At 59.6% G+C, this 16,235-nt stretch carries 20 protein-coding genes; 11 read left to right on the top strand and 9 right to left on the bottom strand.

Annotated elements, in window-relative coordinates:
• Nucleotides 1-15 precede the first annotated feature (15 nt).
• The 4 genes from FMN63_RS13685 to FMN63_RS13700 are packed head-to-tail and all read left to right on the top strand — an operon-like array spanning nucleotide 16 to nucleotide 3,431.
• Nucleotides 16-1,143 (top strand): glycosyltransferase family 4 protein, encoded by a 1,128-nt coding sequence (locus FMN63_RS13685; RefSeq protein ID WP_148584519.1) that lies wholly within the window; start codon nucleotides 16-18, stop codon nucleotides 1,141-1,143.
• A complete protein-coding gene (locus FMN63_RS13690) occupies nucleotides 1,140-2,294 on the top strand; it encodes a glycosyltransferase family protein (RefSeq protein WP_148584520.1) in 1,155 nt (384 codons plus the stop codon). The genes FMN63_RS13685 and FMN63_RS13690 overlap by 4 nt, the downstream gene beginning before the upstream one ends.
• A complete protein-coding gene (locus FMN63_RS13695) occupies nucleotides 2,291-3,073 on the top strand; it encodes a polysaccharide deacetylase family protein (protein ID WP_148584521.1) in 783 nt (260 codons plus the stop codon). Before FMN63_RS13690 ends, FMN63_RS13695 begins: the two co-directional genes overlap by 4 nt.
• 52 nt (nucleotides 3,074-3,125) lie before the next feature.
• A complete protein-coding gene (locus tag FMN63_RS13700) occupies nucleotides 3,126-3,431 on the top strand; it encodes a DUF3088 domain-containing protein (RefSeq protein WP_148584522.1) in 306 nt (101 codons plus the stop codon).
• Nucleotides 3,432-3,464: 33 nt separating this feature from the next.
• On the opposite strand, the gene FMN63_RS13705 is transcribed toward FMN63_RS13700, so the two are convergent.
• A complete protein-coding gene (locus FMN63_RS13705; protein ID WP_148584523.1) occupies nucleotides 3,465-3,983 on the bottom strand; it encodes a peptide-methionine (S)-S-oxide reductase in 519 nt (172 codons plus the stop codon).
• Between the two features lie 292 nt (nucleotides 3,984-4,275).
• Here FMN63_RS13705 and FMN63_RS13710 point away from each other — a divergent pair, with 292 nt between their 5' ends.
• Nucleotides 4,276-4,824: a GNAT family N-acetyltransferase gene (locus FMN63_RS13710; RefSeq protein ID WP_148584524.1), complete on the top strand. Its 549-nt coding sequence runs from the start codon at nucleotides 4,276-4,278 to the stop codon at nucleotides 4,822-4,824.
• Between the two features lie 193 nt (nucleotides 4,825-5,017).
• Here the strand turns inward: FMN63_RS13710 and FMN63_RS13715 are convergent, their stop codons facing one another.
• The 3 genes from FMN63_RS13715 to FMN63_RS13725 all read right to left on the bottom strand — a co-directional run bounded on the left by FMN63_RS13715 (nucleotide 5,018) and on the right by FMN63_RS13725 (nucleotide 7,476).
• Nucleotides 5,018-5,245, bottom strand: a complete 228-nt coding sequence (locus FMN63_RS13715; RefSeq protein WP_148584525.1) for a DUF2783 domain-containing protein — start codon at nucleotides 5,243-5,245, stop codon at nucleotides 5,018-5,020.
• Between the two features lie 3 nt (nucleotides 5,246-5,248).
• Complete coding sequence (locus FMN63_RS13720) at nucleotides 5,249-6,859, bottom strand: FAD-dependent oxidoreductase (protein ID WP_148584526.1); 1,611 nt, start codon at nucleotides 6,857-6,859, stop codon at nucleotides 5,249-5,251.
• Between the two features lie 74 nt (nucleotides 6,860-6,933).
• Nucleotides 6,934-7,476, bottom strand: a complete 543-nt coding sequence (locus FMN63_RS13725) for a VOC family protein (protein WP_148584527.1) — start codon at nucleotides 7,474-7,476, stop codon at nucleotides 6,934-6,936.
• Between the two features lie 263 nt (nucleotides 7,477-7,739).
• Here FMN63_RS13725 and nthA point away from each other — a divergent pair, with 263 nt between their 5' ends.
• From nthA to FMN63_RS13745, 4 genes are read left to right on the top strand one after another with little or no spacing between them, the layout of a single operon-like run.
• Nucleotides 7,740-8,381, top strand: coding sequence for a nitrile hydratase subunit alpha (gene nthA / locus FMN63_RS13730; RefSeq protein ID WP_148584528.1), 642 nt, complete (start codon nucleotides 7,740-7,742; stop codon nucleotides 8,379-8,381).
• The gene (gene nthB / locus FMN63_RS13735; protein ID WP_148584529.1) at nucleotides 8,378-9,040 is read left to right on the top strand and encodes a nitrile hydratase subunit beta; all 663 of its coding nucleotides are present in this window, start codon (nucleotides 8,378-8,380) and stop codon (nucleotides 9,038-9,040) included. The genes nthA and nthB overlap by 4 nt, the downstream gene beginning before the upstream one ends.
• The gene (locus tag FMN63_RS13740) at nucleotides 9,024-9,380 is read left to right on the top strand and encodes a nitrile hydratase accessory protein (RefSeq protein WP_498925824.1); all 357 of its coding nucleotides are present in this window, start codon (nucleotides 9,024-9,026) and stop codon (nucleotides 9,378-9,380) included. Before nthB ends, FMN63_RS13740 begins: the two co-directional genes overlap by 17 nt.
• An 8-nt stretch (nucleotides 9,381-9,388) precedes the next feature.
• On the top strand, nucleotides 9,389-9,841 hold the full coding sequence (locus FMN63_RS13745) for a methyltransferase family protein (RefSeq protein ID WP_148584530.1): 453 nt from the start codon (nucleotides 9,389-9,391) through the stop codon (nucleotides 9,839-9,841).
• A gap of 15 nt (nucleotides 9,842-9,856) precedes the next feature.
• Here the strand turns inward: FMN63_RS13745 and FMN63_RS13750 are convergent, their stop codons facing one another.
• On the bottom strand, nucleotides 9,857-10,747 hold the full coding sequence (locus FMN63_RS13750) for a LysR family transcriptional regulator (RefSeq protein ID WP_148584531.1): 891 nt from the start codon (nucleotides 10,745-10,747) through the stop codon (nucleotides 9,857-9,859).
• A gap of 100 nt (nucleotides 10,748-10,847) precedes the next feature.
• On the opposite strand from FMN63_RS13750, the gene FMN63_RS13755 reads away from it, so the two are divergent.
• A complete protein-coding gene (locus FMN63_RS13755) occupies nucleotides 10,848-11,135 on the top strand; it encodes a DUF1330 domain-containing protein (RefSeq protein ID WP_148584532.1) in 288 nt (95 codons plus the stop codon).
• 205 nt (nucleotides 11,136-11,340) lie between these two features.
• On the opposite strand, the gene FMN63_RS13760 is transcribed toward FMN63_RS13755, so the two are convergent.
• The gene (locus tag FMN63_RS13760) at nucleotides 11,341-11,928 is read right to left on the bottom strand and encodes a VOC family protein (protein WP_148585572.1); all 588 of its coding nucleotides are present in this window, start codon (nucleotides 11,926-11,928) and stop codon (nucleotides 11,341-11,343) included.
• An 846-nt stretch (nucleotides 11,929-12,774) separates the two neighbouring features.
• On the opposite strand from FMN63_RS13760, the gene FMN63_RS13765 reads away from it, so the two are divergent.
• Nucleotides 12,775-13,224, top strand: coding sequence for a cupin domain-containing protein (locus tag FMN63_RS13765; protein WP_148584533.1), 450 nt, complete (start codon nucleotides 12,775-12,777; stop codon nucleotides 13,222-13,224).
• Between the two features lie 125 nt (nucleotides 13,225-13,349).
• On the opposite strand, the gene FMN63_RS13770 is transcribed toward FMN63_RS13765, so the two are convergent.
• The 3 genes from FMN63_RS13770 to FMN63_RS13780 all read right to left on the bottom strand — a co-directional run bounded on the left by FMN63_RS13770 (nucleotide 13,350) and on the right by FMN63_RS13780 (nucleotide 16,206).
• Nucleotides 13,350-13,943 carry a class I SAM-dependent methyltransferase gene (locus tag FMN63_RS13770; protein WP_148584534.1) on the bottom strand — a complete coding sequence of 198 codons (594 nt, stop codon included), beginning with the start codon at nucleotides 13,941-13,943 and terminating at the stop codon, nucleotides 13,350-13,352.
• Nucleotides 13,944-14,005: 62 nt separating this feature from the next.
• Nucleotides 14,006-15,184, bottom strand: a complete 1,179-nt coding sequence (locus FMN63_RS13775) for an ABC transporter permease (protein ID WP_148584535.1) — start codon at nucleotides 15,182-15,184, stop codon at nucleotides 14,006-14,008.
• On the bottom strand, nucleotides 15,181-16,206 hold the full coding sequence (locus FMN63_RS13780) for an ABC transporter permease (RefSeq protein WP_148584536.1): 1,026 nt from the start codon (nucleotides 16,204-16,206) through the stop codon (nucleotides 15,181-15,183). The genes FMN63_RS13775 and FMN63_RS13780 overlap by 4 nt, the downstream gene beginning before the upstream one ends.
• Between the last annotated feature and the right edge of the window lie 29 nt (nucleotides 16,207-16,235).

Raw genomic sequence — 16,235 nt, forward strand, 5'->3', positions numbered from 1 at the left:
ACGCTTAGGAAAATCATGAAAATCGCTTTCACTGCCCCGATGAAACCGCTGGATCATCCAGTCCCGTCCGGCGACCGGACCATGGGACGATTGATCGTGAAGGCACTGGAAAGTCTCGGGCATGAGGTGACGATTGCCAGCCGGTTCCGGTCGTGGCGCAAGGACGGCAGCGACAGTATCCAGTCTGAAGTGCGCGAGCAGGCGCTCGCCGAGGCAGAGCGGATAGGCGCCGACTGGGAGCAGTCGGGCTACCGGCCCGATCTTTTCCTGACCTATCATCTTTACCACAAGGCGCCAGACTGGATCGGCCCTGCTCTTGCTGACCGGTTCGACCTTCCCTACGCCATCGTGGAAGCCAGCCGCGCGCCGAAACGGCAACAGGGCGACTGGGCGTCCGGCTTTGCCGCCGCCGACGCGGCCTTGCAGCGCGCCGACGCCGTCGCTGCGCTCCACCATGCGGATGCCGAATGCCTTGCAGAGGTCGTCCCTCATCGCTGTCTTTCGGTGATGCTGCCGTTTCTGGATGCCGACCCCTTTCTGGCCGCCGCGGCCTACGCCAAGCCTCTGGCAGCACCTCCGCTCAACCTGCTGGCTGTCGGCATGATGCGCGAGGGCGACAAGCAGCGCTCCTACGAAGTGCTTGCCGCGGCGCTGGCCGAGCTTCGGGATCTGCCCTGGCAACTGACACTGATTGGCGACGGCCCGGTGCGCGATCAGGTGCTGGGGCTTTTTCCAGCCGAGCGGATCACCTGGCTCGGCGCTCTGTCCGGCGAGGACCTTCCTGCCCAATACGCGCGGCACGACCTCCTCGTCTGGCCGGCGATCCGAGAAGCCTTCGGCCTCGTTCTGCTGGAAGCGCAAGCAGCAGGCGTCGGTGTCATTGCCGGTGACACCTTCGGGGTTCCCGATATTGTCCGCGACGGGGAAACAGGATTGCTGTCGCCTGAGGGGGACGCACATGCCCTCGCCGCCAACCTGCGCCGTGCGATGCAGGAGCCGGCGCTTGTGGACAGGCTGGGCCTGGCCGCGCGCCATCACATCCAGCATTTTCACACCCTTCCGGCAGGCGCTGCCCGGCTGGAAGCCCTTGCGGAAAAGGCCGTGCGGAACCACCTGAGCCGCCGGGAGACGAAAGACGCATGAGCTTCAAGGCCCTCATTCATGTTCAGCATCTGCTTGGGACAGGCCACGTCGTGCGGGCGGCCGCCATCGGCAAGGCGCTGTCCGCCGAAGGCGTGGAGGTTACCCTTGCCAGCGGCAACGCCATACCGCCGACACTCGACACCGGGCCGCTGAAGGTCGTCGAGCTCCCAGCCTGCAAAAGCCCGGATGCCAGCTTCAAGCGCCTTGTGACTTTGGATAATGAAGATATTGACGAGGCTTGGAAAATCGCGCGCGTTAAAGCATCGATTCAAGTTCTCGATGCCGACGACTACGACCTGCTTTTGACCGAGACCTACCCTTTCGGCCGCCGCCAGCTCGACTTTGAGCTGACCCCGCTGCTGGAAGCGGCAACGTCCCGCACAAGGGCGCCGCTGATTGCCACGTCCATCCGGGATATTCTGGTGCGCAAGAAGCAGCTCTGGAAGGAGCGCTGGATGGCGGACCAGGCGCTGAAATACTACGACCGGATCCTGATCCATTCCGATCCCGACTTCATCCGCCTTGCCGACAGTTTCCCCTTTGCCGAGGAGGTCGACCATCTGGTTCGCTACACCGGGTATGTGGGCGGCGAGCCCCGGCCTGCCGCTGAAGGCACCGATGGCGAGGACGAGGTGGTCATTTCTTGTGGCGGCGGCGCCGTTGCCGAAAGCCTGCTGTCGGCAGCGTTGGAAGCAAGGCCACTGTCCCGGCGAGCCGAAGACACACAGTGGCGGGTGCTGATCGGTCACGATATTTCCGACGATGCCTTTGCCATCTACCGGCAAAGCGCCGTCGACGGCGTGATCGTGGAGCGGGCCCGGCGAGACTTCCCGGACCTTCTGAAACGCGCGCGGCTTTCCGTCAGCCAGGCGGGTTACAACACGGTGCTCGACATTCTACAGGCCGGGGTTCCAGCCGTTTTCGTGCCCTTTGCCCAGATCAACGAAACCGAACAGACGCAACGCGCGGAAGCGCTGGCCGGCCATGGCCGGGCCATTGTCACGCCGGAGGCAGACCTTACGCCGGAGCGGCTTGCTGGCGCCATTGACGATGCCCTTGCCCTTTCCCGCAGCAAGCACACAGTCCGCCTCGGCGGCGCCGAGGAAAGCGCCCGCGTCCTGCTTCAAGACCTGAAGGACCGGATGACATGACCACTGATGCGAAGCGCTTCCGGCAAGAGCTGACCGATCATCTCGACTGGTTCGCCGAACGCGGCCGCAAGGTGCGCTTCTGGTGGCGGGATGACGATGCCGTCGAGCCGACGCCTGCCCTTGAGCGTATGCTGTCGCTCGCCGACAGCCACAACGTCGATCTGGCATTCGCCGTCATTCCGAAGATGGCCACCAGAGCCCTTGCAGAGCGGCTTGCCGGGGAGCCTCATGCGCTGGTCTTGCAGCATGGCTGGCAGCACAAGAATTTCCAACGGAAGGATCTCGGCGAAAAGGCCGCGGAGCTTGGCTCCCGGCGGGACCCGGACGAACTGATGGCCGAGCTCAAGTCAGGCCATGACCGCCTTCAGGAGCTCTTCGGCGAGAAGTTCGTCAAGGCCATGGTGCCGCCCTGGAACCGGATCGACCCGGAAATCTCGCGCCGTCTGCCTGGCCTCGGCCTGCCGGGTCTTTCAACCTTTACCTGGCACAACTTTCCGCGGGCGCATCAGCTCCAGTCGCACATCGACATCCTGAAATGGAAAAAGCAGGTGCGCTTCATCGGCTGGGAAAGCGCGCGCCTTCGTTTCGATCTACAGCTGACCCGCCGGCGCAACACCGGCACCGAGCCGGTTGGCCTCCTCACGCACCATCTGGTGCATGACGATGGCTGCTTCGAGTTTCTGGACGTTTTCCTGGAGATTGCCGCCCATCATGAAGGTGCGGAATGGCCGGAGGTGAAGAGCCTTTTCGGCGAGAATGGCTCCTGGCCGTTCGGATGAGGCTTGGAGCGTGTCGCCTAAAGCGCGCTCCTGAAAGAGAGGCTATCAAGTCATGAAAGACACGCTTTATATTCTCACTCCCGGCTTCGAAGATCCCGCCTATCCCGGCAAGACCTTCTACTGCTGGCATTGCGCGCTGATGGAAGGCGTGCTTGCCTCCTTTCCGGAGCTTGCAGAACGTCTCGATGTTCGCCGCATTGCCTGGCCGAAACCGCGCAAGGAAGTTGCAGATTTGCTGGGGGAAGACAATCAGTCTTTGCCGGTGCTGGTGCTCGCCGAAGGCGGTTTCATCGATGACAAGGATGCGATCCTCGACGCCCTCACCGAGCGGCATGGCTTTCCGCATCCTCACCCCTGACAGGCAGAGACAAGACCTGGCGTTCGTCCTCGTCTATTCCGCCGCTTCCAGCCGCTCCGGCTTCAACACGGCAGAATATTGCTTGCGCAACAGCGCGAGTTTCGGGTCGATATAGGTCTTGCAGAATGGACGCTCCGGACCCTTGGCGTAATAGTTCCGGAACTGCTCATCCGACGGTTTGAACTGGGCAAGCGTCATCACACTGGTGACAAGCGGTTCGTCGAATTCGTGCTGCAGGCCGCGCAGAATGCGCCCGACCTTTACGCCTGTCCCTGCGTCATAGACATAGACCGCGCTGCGGTACTTGCCGCGCATCTTGTGGCGCGACATGCTGGAGTGGGTGCGCAGATGGATCTCGATCAGGACCTCCAGCGGCAGCGCGACCGGATCGAAGGTGACAACCACCGCTTCTGACCAGGCGTCTTCAGGCGGATCGGAGCGGATAAAGCCCTGGTCCACGTTCGAAATGCCCGCAATTGCCTGAAAGACGGCCTCGGTGCACCAATGGCATCCACCGCCCAGCCCGATTTTCACCCCGGCCTCCAATGTCATGATCGATGCTCCCAGTGTGACGTCAGGCGTTTCATTTGCAAAACGGCTTGGCGAAGATTCCCCCAGAGGAGATCGTATGCCGTCAATTGACAGAAGACGCACAACAGAAGATTGTGAGGCATGATCAATCGCGCGGCCCTACATCTAACCATGGTGCACATCGTCGTTCCCGCAGGGGACGCGAAGGGATCGCCGTTGGCTGAAAAAGCCTAGCCGGATCACATCGCAACCCTGCTTCGAGGAGCAGGGTTTGCCAGATGCCTGCTCTCTCGATCACATCCAAGAGAGCAACATGAACATATCAGACATTCCTGCGGAGTTTGCTCCGGTTTCCATGGCCAGAAGCTGGCCTGAAGGCCTGGTCATTCGCGCTGAAAGACCGGAAGACGTGGACGGCCTGACCGTTCTGCAAGGTCTGCCGAAGTTCCGGGAGGGCACATTGCGCCTGCCCTACCCAAGGCGCAAGGACGTCGAGGCCCGTGTGAGCCAGTCCTCACCGGACAAGGTGTCCCTGGTCGGTTACCTGGGCGAAAAACTGGTCGCCGCCGCCGGCTTTACCCGATTTGCCGGCAGGCGCGGACATGCTGCCAGTCTGGGGATGGGGGTGCACGACGATTATTCCGGACGCGGGATCGGCCAGGCGATGCTGGGCGAACTGATCGAGATTGCCGAAAACTGGATGAACATCCACCGGCTGGAACTAACCGTCTTTGCGGACAACGATCCTGCTGTCCGGCTCTATCAGAAGCTCGGCTTCGAAATTGAAGGCACCTTGAGAGACTTCGCCTTCCGCTCCGGGGCATTTGTCGATGCTTACGCGATGGCGCGCCTGAGGGAGTGAGTGAAAGGCACGCGCTAATCTCTTTCCTTGTCGTCCCGGTTTGCCGCTTAAGCGGCAGGACCGGGACCCAGTATTCGCACATCTCGGCCGAAAACTGGGCAATCTCAGAAGGTTACTGGATCCCGGCCTTTTCTGGGAGGACAAGTGACGTCTGCTTGAACATGCAGCGAAACTGGTGGTTCGCCCTGCTGGCTCAAGCCGCTTCCCTTTTCTCCGCCGCCTTGGGATTGGCCGCGAAGTCGATGGCTGCCTTCATGACATCCGTATCACCGATCTGGTTGGCGAGGATGAGGATCAGCCGGGCATTCATGCAATTGGCGTCCTCATCACTCATATGGCGCTGGCTGGAGACCAGATACTCATAAAAGCCGTCCGGATCGGGCAGATTGCGTGTCAGGTTCAGCTTCGGATTCAGGGGCATGGTTCATGCGCCTCCCATCGCGGTCTTCAAGGCAGCTTCTACCTTGTTGTCGTTGAAATAGCGCCAGCGAGCGGCGACGTGCTGGTCCGGACGGATCAGATAGACCGTGCCGGGGGCAGCGTCGTAGCGGGCGGCGAGTGTCCCGTCGTTGTCCTGAAGGTCCTTGCCCACGCGCAGGACACGGGCCTTGACGTTGCCAGTTGTTACATCTTCTGCCGCTTCATCGCCAAAGATCAGCAGCGTGAAGCCGTCGCCGATCTGATTGAGGAACCAGGCCGCCTCGCCATTCACGTTCACCGGTGCGTCGGCGCAACAGGTGCCCGGGGTCATGTTTCCGGCGAAGCTGGATTCATCGGCTGTGTTGAGTTGGCTTTCCACATAGGGTGTCGGTGCAGACAGACGTCCGGAATTCACCAACGGTTTTGCAAAGTCGGTGACTTCCGATAAATCCAGTACCGCATCGCGGAACCTTCGCGAGGCCTCGTTCTTGGGCGTGATGAAGTCGGTGGATCGGGTCGAGTTCAGCAGGTTGTCTTCTGCCGCAAAGGCTCTTTCCGTATGGTAGCTGTCGATGAGGCTTTCCGGAGCATCGCCATCCAGCACCAGTTTCAGCTTCCAGCCCAGATTGTCGATGTCCTGAACACCCGTGTTGGCGCCACGTGCACCGAAGGGCGAGACCTGATGGGCAGCATCGCCCGCAAACAGCACCCGGCCATAGCGGAAGTTATCGATCCGCCGGCAGGCGAACTGGTAGACGGAAGCCCATTCCAGCTCGAACTCCTTGTCCTCGCCCAGCATGGCCCGGACGCGCGGAATGATGTTTTCCGGTTTTTTCTCTTCTTCCGGGTCGGCCTCCCAGCCGAGCTGGAAGTCCAGCCGCCAGACGTCGTCGCACTGCTTGTGCAGCAAAGCCGATTGGCCACGATGGAACGGCGGATCAAACCAGAACCAGCGTTCTGTCGGAAAATCGGCCTTCATGATGATGTCGGCAATCAGGAACCGGTCCTGGAAGAACTGGCCGGAAAAGCCTGCCCCGACCATCTTGCGTGTATCGGAATTGGCACCATCGCAGGCGACCACCCACTCGGCTTCCATCTTGAAGACGCCGTCCGGCGTTTCAACGGTCAGAACCGCGTGGTCTTCGTTCTGTTGCAGGTTCAAAAGCTTGTGCTTCCAGCGCAGGTCGATGAGGTTCGATTTCTGCGCCTCTTCCACCATGTATTCCTCCAGATAATATTGCTGGAGGTTGATGAAGGCCGGGATCTTGTGGCCGTCTTCCGGCAGAAGGTCGAAGGTATAGGCAAGATCGTCGCGGAAGAAGACCTTGCCGATCTTCCATTCAATGCCCTTGTCGATCATGCGCGTGGCGCAGCCGAGCCTGTCCCAGATCTCAAGCGGCCGCTTGGCATAACAGACCGCGCGCGAGCCGATGGAAACGGTGTTGTTGTCGTCCAGAACGACCGTGGGTATGCCTCTTTGGGCGAAATCAAGCGCGGCCGTCAGCCCGACCGGCCCAGCGCCGATCACCACCACCTTGTGGCGTTTGACCGTATCGGCCTTTTGTTCCTCTGATTGCCGGTAGTCGTACTGCGGATATTGATAGGTCTGAAACATTGGGCTCTCCTCCCAGATCCGCCAAGGCGGCTTCAATCGAACGGCATTTGCCGCATTGGCGGCATGTGTCCTCCTCACACATCGGCCAACTCTTTGGCATGCAGCCAGTCAGCGTGTTTCGGGGCCCGTTTGGTTTTCGACCACTCCTCCAGCATCTCCCACTTGACCTTGTCCAGGCGCGCCAGAAGCTTGTCTTCCTCCGGGTCCGGGCAAGCCAGTTCCACACGGTGGCCGTTCGGGTCGAAGAAATAGATCGAGTGGAAGATCGAGTGATCCGTGACGCCCAGAACGTCGACGCCGTTCTTTTCCAGGTGGTCCTTGAAGGCAATCAGCTCGTCCCGGTCCTTCACCTTGAAGGCGATATGCTGCACCCAGCGCGGCGTGTTCGGGTCAAACCCCATTTCCGGCTTGGTCGGCAATTCGAAGAATGCCAGAACATTGTCGTTACCCGCATCCAGGAAGACGTGCATGTAGGGGTCCGGATCGTGGGTGGACGGCACATGATCTTCGGCGATGGCCAGAACAAAATCCATGTTCAGCATCTTGCCGTACCATTCCACGGTTTCCTTGGCGTCCTTGCACCGATAGGCGACGTGATGCATCTGCTCGATCTTCATGGGACCGCTCCTCCAAATTAGTTACATATGCAACCATATTGGAAGCGCGCGTCCACGCCTTGATCTAAGTCAAATTGGTTACATATGTAACTAATCTTCGGAACCGACCCGTCCGACATCGTCATCCCGGACAAGTGAGACGAGGCCGAATACCGATCCGGGAGGACAGGTGCCGCGTAATTCCAGATAACCACCACGTGTTTGATTTGACAGGTCTCGACCTGCGTTCTCATATGTGACACCCGCGACATCAGGAGCCGTTCATGTCCGCTCACGACCACGATCATTCCCACGATCACGACCATTCCGAACTCAGCGAAGTCGAGCTGCGCGTGCGCGCCCTGGAAACGCTGCTGACGGAAAAGGGCTATGTCGATCCTCCTGCCCTGGACGAATTGATCGAGACCTACGAGAGAAAAATCGGCCCGCGGAACGGCGCCCTTGTGGTGGCAAAGGCGTGGACTGACCCGGACTATCGGGAGCGGCTATTGAAAGACGCAACGGCAGCCATAGCCGAGCTTGGTTTCACCGGCCGGCAGGGCGAACACATGGTGGCCGTCGAGAATACCGACGACATTCACAACATGGTCGTCTGCACGCTGTGCTCCTGTTATCCGTGGACCGTCCTGGGTCTGCCGCCGGTCTGGTACAAATCTGCGCCCTACCGCTCCAGAGCCGTACGCGACCCGCGCGGCGTTCTGGCCGAGTTCGAAGTGACGCTGCCCGATGACACCGAGATCCGCGTCTGGGATTCGACGGCCGAAATCCGGTATCTGGTGATCCCGAAACGTCCTGCAGGAACCGATGGCTGGAGCGAAGACCGCCTGGCCGATCTTGTCACCCGCAACAGCATGATCGGAACCGGGCTCGCCCTTGAACCTTCCACCCTGGAGGATGCAGCATGAACGGTGCGCAGGATCTGGGTGGGCAGATGGGCTTCGGCCCCATTGAACTGGAAGAAAACGAGCCGAACTTTCACGCCAAATGGGAAGAACGTGCCTTTGCCATGACATTGGCCATGGGCGCGACCGGATCCTGGACGCTGGATGCCTCGCGCTTTGCCCGCGAATCCTTGCCGCCGGTCACCTATCTCTCTTCCAGCTATTACGAGATCTGGACCCGGGGACTGGAAAAACTCCTGCTTTCCAACGGCCTTGTAACGGAAGAGGAGCTGAAAGAAGGCCGAAAGCTCGAAGAGCCCAAGTCTGTCAAGCGCGTGCTCTTGGCAGATGACGTCGCCGGAACCCTGTCCAAGGGTGCGCCGGTTGAGCGGGACGTGCACCAGCCTGCCAGGTTCCAGGTCGGTGACAAGGTTCACACACGACGCATAAACCCCGAACACCACACCCGCCTGCCCCGTTACGCCCGCGATGCCGTCGGCACGATTGAGGTCGTTCACGGCGTTCACGTGTTTCCAGACACAAACGCCCACGGCGAAGGCGAACAGCCTGCCTGGCTCTACGGCGTTCTCTTCAAGGGCACGGACATCTGGGGGCGGGATAGCGATCCCAAGCTGACCCTGCGCATTGATCTCTGGGAGCCTTATCTTGACCTTGCCCGCTGAGTTTCTGACTACGCCGCGCCTTCCGCTTGATGAAGACGGTGGCCCCGTGTTCAGCGCCCCCTGGGAAGCGAGGATTTTCGCCATGACGGTGAAGGCGCATCAAGCCGGCGTGTTCACCTGGGGCGAATGGGCCGAGGCACTTGGCGCCGAACTAGCCAAGGACGGCGATGGCAGCGGCGAGACTGAAGGCTATTACGATCGCTGGCTGGCCGCTTTTGAGGCACTGCTTACGGCCAAGAACATTGCGGCCGCCGGACAGCTGGCAGACCTGCGCAGGGCCTGGGACGAGGCAGCCAAAGCGACACCGCATGGCAAGCCCATCGTCCTTCAGAACACCTGAGGCAAAGCATGCGCCTGTTGCTTCCCCCTCCTGTCGTCCTCGGGTTTGGGCTTCTGCTGCTCTATGCAGGTGCCAAACTGTTTCCGGCGCTCAACGTCACCTTTGCAGGACAGGACGCGCTCGCCCTCTTGTTTCTGATTGCCGGACTGGCGATTGGCGGGCATGCCCTTTTTCGCTTCATCCTGGCCAGAACAACCTTCAATCCGACAACACCGGGCAAGGCCAAGGCGCTGGTGAGCGACGGCTTTTACAGGGTGTCGCGCAACCCGATGTATGTCGCCGATGTTCTGCTGTTGCTGGCGTTCGGCGCTTATCTCGGCACAGCCACGATCTTCGTCGTTGTACCGGCTTTCGTCTGGTATCTGACGGAATTCCAGATCAAGCCCGAGGAAGAGCATCTTAAGCGCCTGTTCGGCCACACATACCTTGACTATTGTGCGCGCGTCCGCCGCTGGCTATGAACCTGCGAACCTCTTTCAATTCCCGAGATACAGACCGCTGTTTTCCTTGAAGGCGTCAGCGGCGAAGCGCAGAAACGTGCGCACACGGGCCACATTCTTCAGGTCCGGATGCGTCAGGATCCAGATGTCGAAGTATCGGCTTGGCTCCACACCCGGCAAGCGGATCAGCTCCGGGTCCGGGTCGCCCACGAAGCACGGCAAACGGCCAATACCCATACCGGCTCGCACCGCCGCATGCATGGTGATCATGTCGTCGGTCACCGTCGCCACCTCTCCATTGGGGAAACGCTCGCGCAATTCTCTCGGCACCTTGTTGCCCCACCATTTGAAGGCGATGAACGGCACAGCCTGCGATGTCACCGTTTCAAGCGCAGCGTGCCGGTACCGGCGGGCAAAATCTCGCGACACGTAGAAACAGCGGTTCTGGCCGGTGGCGAGACGTCCGAACAGGCTTTCGTCGGGCTTGTCGGTGACACGCACCGCAATATCGGCTTCGCGCCGGTGCAGGCTCAGAATTTCGTTGGCCGCGTTCATGGTCACGTCAATGGCCGGGTGCCGTTCCTTGAAACGGGCGACGATCTCGGCCAGTTGCACCTGGAAAATGAGCTGGGCCGCCGTGACCCGAAGCGGGCCTTCCAATTCGGCATCCTTGTCGGCAATGCGCATGTCCAGCGCAAGCACTTCCATTTCCATCCGGCGGGCGGCCTCAACCGCCTCTTCACCGGCGGTGGTCGGCGTGAACCCTTCGGGAAGACGGTCGAACAGACGTGCGCCGATCTCCTCTTCCAGCGACGACAGCCGCCGCGACACGGTGCTGTGCGTTACACCAAGGCTGCGGGCGGCCTTTGTCAGACTGCCGGCATTGGCGATGGCGAGCACGAATTTCAGATCATCCCAGCTATACATGGCGGTGCATTTTTGCACAGTTCGATTACAAATTTGAAGAATTTTTCGCATGACCGCTCTGCGATAGCATTTCAGCATCTCAAGCAAAGGAGACAATGAGATGTCTGTACAAGCCCTCGCCATGATCACCGTAACCGACCGCGACGCCCTCGGCGCGTACCGGGAGAAAGCCGCAGGCGCCCTCGCCCGTCACGGCGGCAGCGTTATCGCCACCGATCCGGACCCTCTGGTTCTGGAAGCTGCCATCGATGCGCCGAACATGGTGGCCCTGCTGACCTTCCCAAACGCGGAAGCCGCCAAGGCCTGGCACCGCGACCCCGACCTTGCCCCCGTTCATGCCCTTCGCAACAAAGGTGGCAAATCAACGATTGTCGTGCTTCCGGGCTGACCGACCAGAAGCGGCGAAGCGCTGCCTTATTCGCATCGCTTCGCGACGGTTTGAAGCTACCCGGCAACTGCGCGGCAAATACGTGCGAACGGGACGGTTTGCGTGGGGCCTGACGCCTTTTTCCAGAGCACTACCCGACCGTCCTGCAAGCATGGGCGGATGCCATCACTCTTTCCGATCTTGCCGGTTTTTGCCTGTCAGCAGATCACTTTGCCGGGTCCGTGTTGGACCAGAGGACTGGACCACCTTCCTTTTCGTATGCCATCCCCTGCGGGAAGGATATCGCCTCCATCTGCAGCCCCCAGGGCGCAAAGAAATAGAGGATCGTCTGGCCCGCTGCCGGACCTTCGGTAACCGGAAGAGGCCCGCCTAGCGTCCTGACGCCATTGGCTCTCAGATACTCGGCGGCCTTGTCGATATCCTCGACATAGATCGCGATGTGATAGCCGCCAATGTCGCTGTTTTTCGGATAGATCGTCTGCTGGTCGGGAGAAGTGTAGCTAAACAGTTCGATGTTCGAGCCAAAGCCGCATCTCAACAAGGTGATCTCTTCGATGACGGCGCGCGGATCGACATTCAGCATGTCCTGCATGAAAGTGCCCTTGTCATCGCGAAACGGACCGAAGGACATCGCTTTTTCGCAGCCCAGAACGTCGCTGAAGAAGGTCACCGCCTGGCCCATGTCCGGCACGGTCAGGCCGATATGATTGACACCCCGCATGCCAGGCACAGGCTCGGCGCGAGCGGCCGTACCGAATGCAACGACCGCGAACAGCGCCAAGGCTGCGGCCATCCGGGGAGACTGGCTACCTAACTTACATGTCATGACTTTTCCCTTCTTGAAAAATGGCTTCCGATCCTCCTCCCGCCATCGCTCCTTCAACTGTCCTGTCTGCGGACATTGACGGGTCTCTGTTTTCGGGAGAAAGAAGCGTGTGGCGCGCCTCCTGAAGAGCTGCCAAACACCAGGTTTGAGCGCCAGCAAAGGCGACATTCAACGACGGACTTTCCAGAGCCGGCCTGCGATCCCCCCTTCGCTTTCGCCCCCTCCAAGCAACTCGCAAAGCTTCGATAATATGTCCACCGAGAGCATTCTGACTGCTTGAAGTAAGGAGACCGATCGACTGGCTCGCAAGCGTTAGCCTAGACACCAATACATGCAAATACAAATATTTTATCCAAATCAGTCGACGGCAAATGAGTGACGGATTTGATGCCGCGCGGACCAGAATGAGGCGTGGCGCACGCACTGCGGTGAAGCCTACGAGCTTGGCAGTCCTTATTCAGCATGAGGTCTACTGCCTGCGCTCGAGGCTTCCGGAAAAAGCCAATGAGGAAGCCTGCCTCGTTCATTCGCGTCTTCTAGAGCTGCTCGCAGGCTGATCAAAGTTATTGCATTTACATATTTTATGCTGAAAATATCTATTGATCCGGGCAGCGTGAGCTTTCCATATCATTGCGGAACGTCGCCAGACCAGGAATAGCCTCAGCCGTCATGGCATACTCATGACGCCTAAAAAACGACAGTTCCGCGGGAAGCAACACGGCAGTCTCCAGAAACGCCGGCTTCCGGCATGACGGCCAAAAACAAGAGTCTCGAAAAGAGGACAATTCCACAAATCAATCAGAGGGAATTGCGATGAAAGATCTGGAAAAGGGCATAACCGAGAATGGCACAGGTTATGAAGACGTCGTCTGGAACATTCTCGGCCAAGTCTATTATCCCAAGGCCGTCTGCGAGGCGGCTTTCGCCTTCGAGACGAATTCCGAACCCGGCCAGTTCGTGCCCGTTCACATCCACCCTGATCAGGACGAGTTCATTCTCGTTCAGGAAGGCGAACTGGATCTGAAACTCGACGGGGTATGGACAAAGGCGAAGGCAGGCGATCTCGTGCGCATGCCGCGCGGCATCCCGCACGGCTATTTCAACAAGTCGGACAAACCCTGCCGTGCGCTTTTCTGGGTGTCTCCGATGGGGCAGCTCAAGGATCTGTTCGAAGCGCTGCACGATCAGACCGACGTCGCCCGCATCGTCGAACTGTCAGCCCAGCACGCGGTCGATTTCCTGCCTGAAGAAGCCAACGAGTGATCTGACCGGGCCGTCCGCCACGTTTGCGCGCGACGGCCTGCCCGTTGTCATGGCCGAGGCCGGTTCTCCTTGGAGACGGGTCTGCCTTTCCTCCTCAGGATCGGTTCCTTGTAAATGCCGGCTGATTAGCGAACCGGTTTCACCAGCCGCATGCGCCAGGTGACGCCTTTCTTGTCGGAGACGAGACGGTAGTCATCGAGGACTTCCCACTTGCTCGTATCGTCGGACGCTTCCCAGAGCTTGTTGATCAGCTTGTTGGCACCTGACTCCGGCTTCTTCGGTGAATACATCGACAGGGCGATGACGCCGTTTTCCTTCAGGAACGGGACATAGCGGGCAACGACGGCAGCCGGATCTTCCGCAAAGTGAAGAACCTCGTTGAAGACGATGGCCGAGAAGGTCTCGCCCTCCTGCGCCTCGAATGTGTGCATGTCGCCTGCCCGCAGGCTGGCAATCGCGGGGTCGACATTAGCGATCTGCAGTGAAGCCGGGGAAAGATCCATGCCGACGTAGCGCTTCACGCCCATGGGCTGAAGGCGCTCGTAAAGCAGGCCTTCACCACAGCCGATATCGAGAACCTCGTCCATGGAACCGGTCAGGTTCAACCACATGCCGATAATGCCATAGCGACCGCTTTCGGGCAGCGAGCGCAGGAAGGCCCAGCGACCGGCTTCATATTCCTCGTCCCAGCCGGCGGCGGTGGTGGCATTCTTCGACATTGTGACTTCCTAACAGCAAGGCGGGCCAGAACGGCCCGCCGGTTCTTCAGATTTCAGATGCATCACTTATAGGGATCTGCCGCGTCGCGCAAACCGTCACCCAGGAAATTGAACGCCAATACCACGATGATGATCGGCAACACCGGAGCCATCAGCCATGGATAGACGGTGACCACCGAAATGTTCTGCGCCTCGTTCAGAAGAACACCCCAGGAAACGGCAGGCCGGCGCAGGCCGAGGTTCAGGTAGGACAGAGCCGTTTCACCCAGGATCATGGACGGGATCGACAATGTCGCCGACGCAATGATGTGGCTGGTGAAGCCGGGCAACAGGTGCCGCGTGATCACCCGCTTCGGCTTGGCGCCCATCAGAACCGCCGCCTTGGCGTATTCCTCTTCCCGAAGCGACAGCAGCTTGGATCTGACAGCACGCGCCAACCCGGGCCAGTCGAGCAGACCGAGGATGATCGTCAGACCGAAATAGATCCAGACCGGGCTCCAGGTCACCGGCAGCGCTGCAGACAGCGCCATCCACAGCGGAAGTTCGGGAAGCGATCGCAGGATCTCGATGGCACGCTGGATCAGACTGTCGATCCAGCCGCCGAAATAGCCGGCGATGCCGCCGAAGAAGAGCCCGAGAACAATCGAGATGGCAACACCGATCAGACCGACGGTAAGCGACAGTCGAGCTCCATAGATAAGGCCTGACAACTGGTCACGGCCAAGGCGGTCCGTACCGAGCAGGAACATCGTCCCGCCTTCCGCCGGACAGACAAGGTGAAAGGAGGCGTCCCACAGCCCCCAGAACTTGTACTTAGCGCCGCTGCAGAAGAAGCGGAGCGGCTGGACATCGTTCGGATCGTCCTTGAACACCCATTGCAGGGTTTCCATGTCGATTTCCGACGTCATGCCATAGACGAATGGGCCGACGAGACTGCCGTCATGAAACAGGTGGATCGGTTGCGGAGGCGCATACAGATGCATGCTGTCGCGGCTGTTGGCACCATAGGGCGCGATTACCTCTGCAAAGGGTACACACAGATAGAACAGGATCAGGACCACGCCCGACCAGACCGCAATCTTGTGGCGCTTGAATTTCCACCACATGATCTTCCACTGGGAAGCCTGGTAGTAGCGCTCCTGTTCGGCGGTCATTTCCTCGGTGACAGCCGGGTTGAAGGGCGTCGGATCGACGTAATGTTCCACCTCGCGCCCGGGCGTTTTCTTCACGTCCATGGTCATGTCGAGGCCCTCCCGCCGAGGCGAATACGGGGATCGAGCACCGCCAACAACAGATCGGAAATCAGCATCCCGATCAGGGTCAGAACGGCAACGAACAGGAGTATGAAACCGGACAGGAACTGATCCTGGGATTGAAGCGCGGCCACCAGAACCGGGCCGACAGTCGGAAGACTCATCACCACCGAAACGATCACCGATCCGGATACAAGCGAGGGGATCAGGTTGCCGATGTCTGCAATGAACGGGTTGATGGCCATGCGCAGGGGATATTTCACCAGAAGCTGGTTTTCCTTGAGGCCCTTGGCCCGGCCCGTGGTGACATATTGCTTGTGCAACTCGTCAAGAAGGTTGGCGCGCAGGCGGCGGATCATGGCCGCCGTGCCCGACGTTCCAATCACGATGGTGGGCACGATCAGATGGCCCAGCACCGACATCGCCTTGTCGAAACTCCAGGGCTGGTCGATGTATTGAGGATCCATCAGCCCGCCGACGGACAGGCCGAACCACCGATTGAAAAAGTAGAGCAGGACGAGCGCCAGCAGGAAGTTGGGTGTTGCAAGTCCGAAATAGCCCAGAAAGGTGAAACCGTAGTCTCCCCAGGAATACTGGCGGGTTGCAGAGAATATACCGATGGGGAACGACACCACGTAGACGAACAGGATCGTCGCGAAATTCAGAACCACGGTCAGGGGCAACGTCGGCCCGATAACCTGCTCCACGGGTTTGTCGAATTCAAAGGACCAGCCCCAGTTGCCCTGGATAAGACCGTCGAACCCGTGAGGTCCCGGCCAGAGGCCGACCCAGATCAGGTAGCGTTCCATAAAGGGTCTGTCGAGGGAGAACTCCTGGCGCAGAAACTCGAGCTTGGCGACCGACGAACTTTCACCGGAGGATTTGAGGGCAGCAATCTGATTGGAGATATAATCACCGGACGGCAGCTCGATGATGAAGAAAATCAGTAAACTGATCACCAGCAAGGTGGGCACCATCATCAAAATACGTCGGACAATATAATAGAGCACCTAAACTCCCCTCAGCCCCGGCACTTTGC

Source organism: Stappia sp. BW2 (assembly GCF_008107695.1).
Taxonomy (GTDB): domain Bacteria; phylum Pseudomonadota; class Alphaproteobacteria; order Rhizobiales; family Stappiaceae; genus Roseibium.

Coding starts and splice junctions, on each gene's coding strand:
- FMN63_RS13685 (WP_148584519.1), top strand. CDS start 16: ATGAAAATCGCTTTCACTGCCCCGATGAAACCGCTGGATCATCCAGTC.
- FMN63_RS13690 (WP_148584520.1), top strand. CDS start 1,140: ATGAGCTTCAAGGCCCTCATTCATGTTCAGCATCTGCTTGGGACAGGC.
- FMN63_RS13695 (WP_148584521.1), top strand. CDS start 2,291: ATGACCACTGATGCGAAGCGCTTCCGGCAAGAGCTGACCGATCATCTC.
- FMN63_RS13700 (WP_148584522.1), top strand. CDS start 3,126: ATGAAAGACACGCTTTATATTCTCACTCCCGGCTTCGAAGATCCCGCC.
- FMN63_RS13705 (WP_148584523.1), bottom strand. CDS start 3,983: ATGACATTGGAGGCCGGGGTGAAAATCGGGCTGGGCGGTGGATGCCAT.
- FMN63_RS13710 (WP_148584524.1), top strand. CDS start 4,276: ATGAACATATCAGACATTCCTGCGGAGTTTGCTCCGGTTTCCATGGCC.
- FMN63_RS13715 (WP_148584525.1), bottom strand. CDS start 5,245: ATGCCCCTGAATCCGAAGCTGAACCTGACACGCAATCTGCCCGATCCG.
- FMN63_RS13720 (WP_148584526.1), bottom strand. CDS start 6,859: ATGTTTCAGACCTATCAATATCCGCAGTACGACTACCGGCAATCAGAG.
- FMN63_RS13725 (WP_148584527.1), bottom strand. CDS start 7,476: ATGAAGATCGAGCAGATGCATCACGTCGCCTATCGGTGCAAGGACGCC.
- nthA (WP_148584528.1), top strand. CDS start 7,740: ATGTCCGCTCACGACCACGATCATTCCCACGATCACGACCATTCCGAA.
- nthB (WP_148584529.1), top strand. CDS start 8,378: ATGAACGGTGCGCAGGATCTGGGTGGGCAGATGGGCTTCGGCCCCATT.
- FMN63_RS13745 (WP_148584530.1), top strand. CDS start 9,389: ATGCGCCTGTTGCTTCCCCCTCCTGTCGTCCTCGGGTTTGGGCTTCTG.
- FMN63_RS13750 (WP_148584531.1), bottom strand. CDS start 10,747: ATGTATAGCTGGGATGATCTGAAATTCGTGCTCGCCATCGCCAATGCC.
- FMN63_RS13755 (WP_148584532.1), top strand. CDS start 10,848: ATGTCTGTACAAGCCCTCGCCATGATCACCGTAACCGACCGCGACGCC.
- FMN63_RS13760 (WP_148585572.1), bottom strand. CDS start 11,928: ATGGCCGCAGCCTTGGCGCTGTTCGCGGTCGTTGCATTCGGTACGGCC.
- FMN63_RS13765 (WP_148584533.1), top strand. CDS start 12,775: ATGAAAGATCTGGAAAAGGGCATAACCGAGAATGGCACAGGTTATGAA.
- FMN63_RS13770 (WP_148584534.1), bottom strand. CDS start 13,943: ATGTCGAAGAATGCCACCACCGCCGCCGGCTGGGACGAGGAATATGAA.
- FMN63_RS13775 (WP_148584535.1), bottom strand. CDS start 15,184: ATGACCATGGACGTGAAGAAAACGCCCGGGCGCGAGGTGGAACATTAC.